Here is a 5,267-nt window from a genome sequence, read left to right as displayed (position 1 = left end):
CGTCGCGCGGTCGCGGCGCCGATACCGGCGGCGCCGCCGGTGATCACTGCGACCCGGTCACGGAAGCGGTGGCACGTCGTCTGCTCTGTCATGCCACCACCGTACCGCTGGACATTAATTATGCAAATATCTGACGCGGAGATCTCGCCGCCACAGGATCGGGGAGTGGACCACCGCACGGGCCGCCTTCTTCCGCCGACCGGGCCGCCGCACTGCTGCTCGCCGCGGAGCACATCAACGAGAACCGCACCAGCACCGCGATGGCCCTCATCGCCGGCGCCCTGGGCGAGTGCCCGGTCAAGGGCGCCCGGGTCACCGTGCTCGGCGCGGCCTTCAAGTCCGGCACCAACGACGTCCGCGAGAGCCCGGCCCTCGCCCTCGCGCAGGCCCTGGAGCACGCCGGGGCCGGTCGTCACCGTCCACGACCCGCAGGCCGTCCCTTCCGCCATGCAGCGCAACCCCGAGCTGGACTACACCGACGACCTCCCGGCCGCCCTCGACGGCGCCGACATCGCGGTCCTCGCCACCGAGTGGCCCGAGTACCGGGAGGCCGACCCGCAGGACCTCGTCGCCCGCCCCACGACGCCGCTGCTCGTCGACTGCCGTACCACCCTCGACCCCGAGCCCTGGCGAGCCGCCGGCTGGACCGTCCACCAGCTCGGCCGCCCGGGCAAGTAGCAGCACGCCGGGGCCCCTCGGCAGCGCCCGGAAGCCCCACCGGGGCTTCCGGGCGCTCGCCGTGTGGGAGGAGGGGCCACCGGACCGCGCCCACCGACGGGGCTCGGCCCGCCGCCCGGCCGTGTGCGGCGAGTGGAGGGATCAGGCCTGGACCGTGACCAGCAGCTCCTTGTAGGCGTCGAGGGCGAGCCGGGCCGCGCCGAGGGCGACGGACTCGTCGCCGAGCAGGGAGACGCGGACCTCCGGTGAGTTGAGGGATGTCGCGGCGAAATGCCACTCGAACGGGAGGGTGAGCGCGTCACCGGCGCGGGACAGGCCTCCGCCGATCACGACCAGGTCGGGGTCGACGGCGTGGACGAGGGTCGAGGCGCCCACGGCGAGGGCCTGGGCGACGCCGTCGACGACCTGCACGGCGGTGGGATCACCGCTCCCGGCCGCCCGGAAGAGGGCTTGGACGTCGTCGCCGGTGGCCTGCGCGGCGGTCGAGCCCGCGCGTTCGAGGGCCGCGCGGTCGAGTGCCGTCATCGCCTCGGGCCATCCCAGGAGCTTCATGGAGCCGACGGACGCCGCGAGGCCGCGTCGGCCGTTGTGGATCTGCCCGTTGATGAGGATCGCGGCACCGAGCCTGCGGCCCGCGTGCATGTAGACCAGGTCGCGGGCCCGGGTGGCGGCGCCCTTCCACTGCTCGGCCAGGGCGGCGGCCTGGATGTCGTTGGCGATCAACACGTCGCGCTTGAAACGGTCCGTCACCTGCGCGACCACGTCGATCCCGTCGAACCCCGGGAGCGAGTAGACGTCGAGGTCCCGGCCCGCGGGGAGGTTGCGGACGTCCGAGACCGTCGAGCCGTTGGCGAGGACGCCGGTGATGCCGCAGGCCACCGCCCGGATGTGATCCTGGTCCGTCCCGGATCCCCGGACCGCCTCCTGCACCAGGCGGGCCGCTGCCTCGATGCGGTCGGCGGCGCCGAGCTCGGGGTCGACGCTGCGCCTGCGCATTGCCAGGACCGTCCCGTTCAGGTCGCAGAGCGCCACGGCCACCTTGTGCGCGCCGATGTCGACGCCGGCGACGACGGACCGCTCGGCCACGAGCTCGTAGCGGCGGGCGGGCCGTCCGCCGGGTCGCTCGCCGTCCTGGCGTGCGGGCGCCTCCCGGATGAGGCCCTGCTGGAGAAGGACCGTCAGGAGCTCCTCGGCGGTCGGGCGTGAGACGCCCACGCTCGACCGCACCTCGCTGACCGACAGGGACGCCGTTTCGAGGAACGCCCGTGTCAGGGCCGCCAGGTTGAGCTTGCGCAGATACCCCGGATCGCCGATCCGCCCTTCGGATCTCGTGCCGGATTCGGTAATCGATGTGTCTTGACTCACAACGACACGCTATCTACATTGATGCCCCACGGCAATATTGCCAAGAAACCTACTTATCAAAACCAGGCTGGGTTTCCACTTCGGCGCGGGGTCGCGTTTCCCGCGCCCCTTCGGGTCCTGGCGACCGGCCGGATGCTCCAAGGGTGCTTCGCCCGGGGCATCACCGGCAGGGCCGTCGAGGACCGGACGCTCGCCCGGTCCGAGGTCGGTCGTGGACGACCGTCCCGACCTCGGCAGATCTTCGAGAGATCGAAAGCTATCGCTCACAAGGCCTCCGGCGGCTCACCCCTGCGTGCGATCCCCGCACGCGGCCGCCGTACGGCCGAAGCGGGAGGAATCGAATGACAGGACGAAGTGCCAGAAGGCTGCCACGATTCGTGGCGGCGATGGCCGCGGCAGCAACCGTCGGCGGGTTGGTGATCGGCTCCCCGGTGGCACCGACCGCGCATGCGGCGATCAACCCGATCGTCGACCAGCGTCTTCCGCAGTACAACGAGACGTGGACCTCCAAGAGCAACGACATCACCGGCTCCATGCCGATCGGCAACGGCATCCAGGCGGCCAACGTCTGGGTCGAGGGCAACACCCTCAAGCTGCTGCTGTCGTCGGGCGACGCGTGGGAGGAGAACGTCCGCCTCGCCAAGCTGGGCCGGCTCGACCTGACCTTCTCACCCGACCCCTTCTCCTCGGGCTCCTTCGCCCAGGTGCTGAAGCTGCGGGAGGGTGAGATAGTCGTCACCTCGGGGTCCGCCCCGAAGATCACGACGCGCATCTGGGCCGATGCGAAGAACCCGACCATCCACGTCGAGAGCGACGCGCCGTCGGCGTTCTCCATGCAGGCCGACTTCGTGAACGTCCGCCCGACCGAGGTGACCAACCCGTCCCGCGAGAACTTCACGTTCATGGACCTGGTCGACACCGAGAATCCGAAGACCTCGGTGTACCAGCCGAAAATCACGCCCGACACCGTGCACACGCGCTCCAACAAGCTGCTGTGGACGCACCGCAACACCGATTCGAGGTTCGACGAGGTCATGCGGTTGCAGGGCCTCGACCCGGCCGGCTACGACGACCCGCTCACCGGCCGTACGTTCGGCGGGCTCATCCAGGGTCCGGGCTTCACCACGGCGTCCAACACCCGCCTGGTCTCCGGTTCCTCCTCCTCCCAGCGCCTGGACGTCACCCTGTCGTCGCAGATCGACAAGAGCGCCGACTGGCTCAACAAGTGGGAGACGGGAATCTCCACGAAGGCGGGCACGGTCGGGGCGACGCCGAGCAGCACGCTCCGCACCGCCCACCAGCAGTACTGGACCGAGTTCTGGAACCGTTCGTTCATCTTCGCCTCCGGTGACGCGAACGCCGACCGGGTCACCAAGGGATGGCTGCACGCCCGCTACACCGAGGCCATCGCCGGGCGGACCCCGAAGATGCCGATCCGGTTCAACGGCTCACTGTTCACCCCGGGTACCGAGACCGACCCCGACTTCCGGAAGTGGAACAGCTACCACGGCTTCAACCAGCGCTTCGCCTACTGGAGCATGCTGCCCTCGGGCGACTTCGACCTGATGCAGCCCTACTTCGACCAGTACGTCTCCTCCCTCGGCCTGGCGAAGGACCGGGTGAAGGCCTTCTGGGGCAACGGTGCCACCGAGGACAACAACGTGCGGCTCCCGGCGTCGAGCGGCGCGATGTGGCCCGAGGTGATGGGCCTCTGGGGACAGGCGGTCGGCGGGGAGTACGGGTGGAACCGGGCCGGCAAGCCGGCGAACTGGTTCTCCGGAACCTGGACCCGGTACCTCTACGCGAACAACGTCGAACTCACCTCGATGATGCTCGACTACTTCACCTACACCGGTGACCAGGCGTTCGCGGCGCAGAAGCTCCTGCCGGTGGCCCGTGAGGTCGTCCGCTTCTACGACACCCACTGGAACCTCGCCAGCGGCAAGATCGACATGTACCCCATGTACTCCGGAGAGGGCGACCGGAACCTGCGCAACCCGATGGCCGACGTCGCCGGGCTCACCAGGACCGTCAACGGCCTGCTCGCCCTGCCGGCCTCGCTGACCACCCAGGCTGACCGCGACTACTGGGCGACGGTCAAGGGACGTCTGCCGAACCTCCCGATCGGCTCGTCCACTGCGGACAACGACACCTCTTACGGGCCCAACGACCGCCTGAAGACCGCCTCCAGCCTCTTCCAGGGCGGCGACACCAACAACCAGAACCTCTGGCCGATCTTCCCGCTCAGGATGTTCGGCAGCGGCCAGGCGAACCTCGATCTGGCGACGGCCTCCTACAACGACCGTAAGGGCAAGTACCCGACCGGGAAGCAGGACTGGCGGCACGACGCCACCCACGCGGCCTACCTCGGCCTCACGGACGAGGCGCGCTACCAGACCGTGGAGGCGTTCCGCGCCGGTAAGTGGCGCTACACCGGGTTCGGCCCGGGAGGTATCGACGGCGAACCGGGGAACGAGCCGCGTTCCATCGGAAAGATCGCGCTCCAGGCGATGCTGCTGCACCCCGGCGCGGGCGACGACGCGATCCTGTTCAACGCCTGGCCCCGCAACTGGGACGTGAAGTTCCGGCTGCACACCACCAACGGGCGGATCGTCGAGGGATCGCGGGTCGCGGGAATCGCCGACTACACCGTGTCCCCCGGCGCCGGCAGCATCACCGTCCGGTCGTCCTAGACGGCCCAGACCGCCGGCCACACCTGGGCCGCCCAACCCGACTCCACTCGGCTCGGGCGGGGACGTCGACGGTGACGGGTCCGACGACCTCGTGGTGTGGACGCCGTCCACCGGCACCTGGGTGACCAGGTACGACGTCCTCTAGCAGATCGGGTCATGGGTGACGGCCGGAGCCGTCACCCATGACCCGTCCGCATGTCCGTGGCCGGCACTGCGGACCCCGGCGACCCGTCCCGGGCCCGAAGTGCCGGTACCCGACGCCCTTCTCGGAGCCTCGTCCGCCGTCGGCGACGAGGCCCTGACCGCTTTCAGGAGCCGTGGGCCTTCGCGACGCACCCCTCGCCCCGGCGCCGAGCCCCCGGCCCTTCTCGCGCCCCGCATGCTGCGGTCTGCTGCACAGGCGGTCGGCCGGTGAGAAGCCCGTCCGCCGGACCTTCCCGGCCCGGCCGGAAGCCGGTCCCGGGAGGGTCTGACGGACGCGGGAACGCCCGCCGACGGCGACGAGGCCACGCCCCCCGGGGGGCGTGGCCT

General features: G+C 70.3%; 3 protein-coding genes and 1 pseudogene. 3 read left to right on the top strand and 1 reads right to left on the bottom strand.

From position 1 onward, the window contains the following. Nucleotides 1-260: 260 nt before the first annotated feature. Together ABZY91_RS41235 and ABZY91_RS41230 are read left to right on the top strand one after the other, a co-directional pair. Nucleotides 261-368, top strand: a pseudogene (locus tag ABZY91_RS41235) (hypothetical protein); the annotation flags it as partial. Between the two features lie 79 nt (nucleotides 369-447). Then, nucleotides 448-678 carry a UDP binding domain-containing protein gene (locus tag ABZY91_RS41230; RefSeq protein WP_355409296.1) on the top strand — a complete coding sequence of 77 codons (231 nt, stop codon included), beginning with the start codon at nucleotides 448-450 and terminating at the stop codon, nucleotides 676-678. Nucleotides 679-819: 141 nt separating this feature from the next. Here the strand turns inward: ABZY91_RS41230 and ABZY91_RS41225 are convergent, their stop codons facing one another. Further along, complete coding sequence (locus ABZY91_RS41225; RefSeq protein ID WP_355409294.1) at nucleotides 820-1,893, bottom strand: ROK family protein; 1,074 nt, start codon at nucleotides 1,891-1,893, stop codon at nucleotides 820-822. A gap of 536 nt (nucleotides 1,894-2,429) precedes the next feature. Between ABZY91_RS41225 and ABZY91_RS41220 the strand changes: the two genes are divergently transcribed. Continuing rightward, on the top strand, nucleotides 2,430-4,736 hold the full coding sequence (locus tag ABZY91_RS41220) for a DUF5703 domain-containing protein (protein WP_355409292.1): 2,307 nt from the start codon (nucleotides 2,430-2,432) through the stop codon (nucleotides 4,734-4,736). Nucleotides 4,737-5,267: the final 531 nt, after the last annotated feature.

This window comes from Kitasatospora sp. NPDC002965, from assembly GCF_040611255.1.
Taxonomy (GTDB): domain Bacteria; phylum Actinomycetota; class Actinomycetes; order Streptomycetales; family Streptomycetaceae; genus Kitasatospora.
This window is presented reverse-complemented; position numbering and strand designations above follow the sequence as displayed.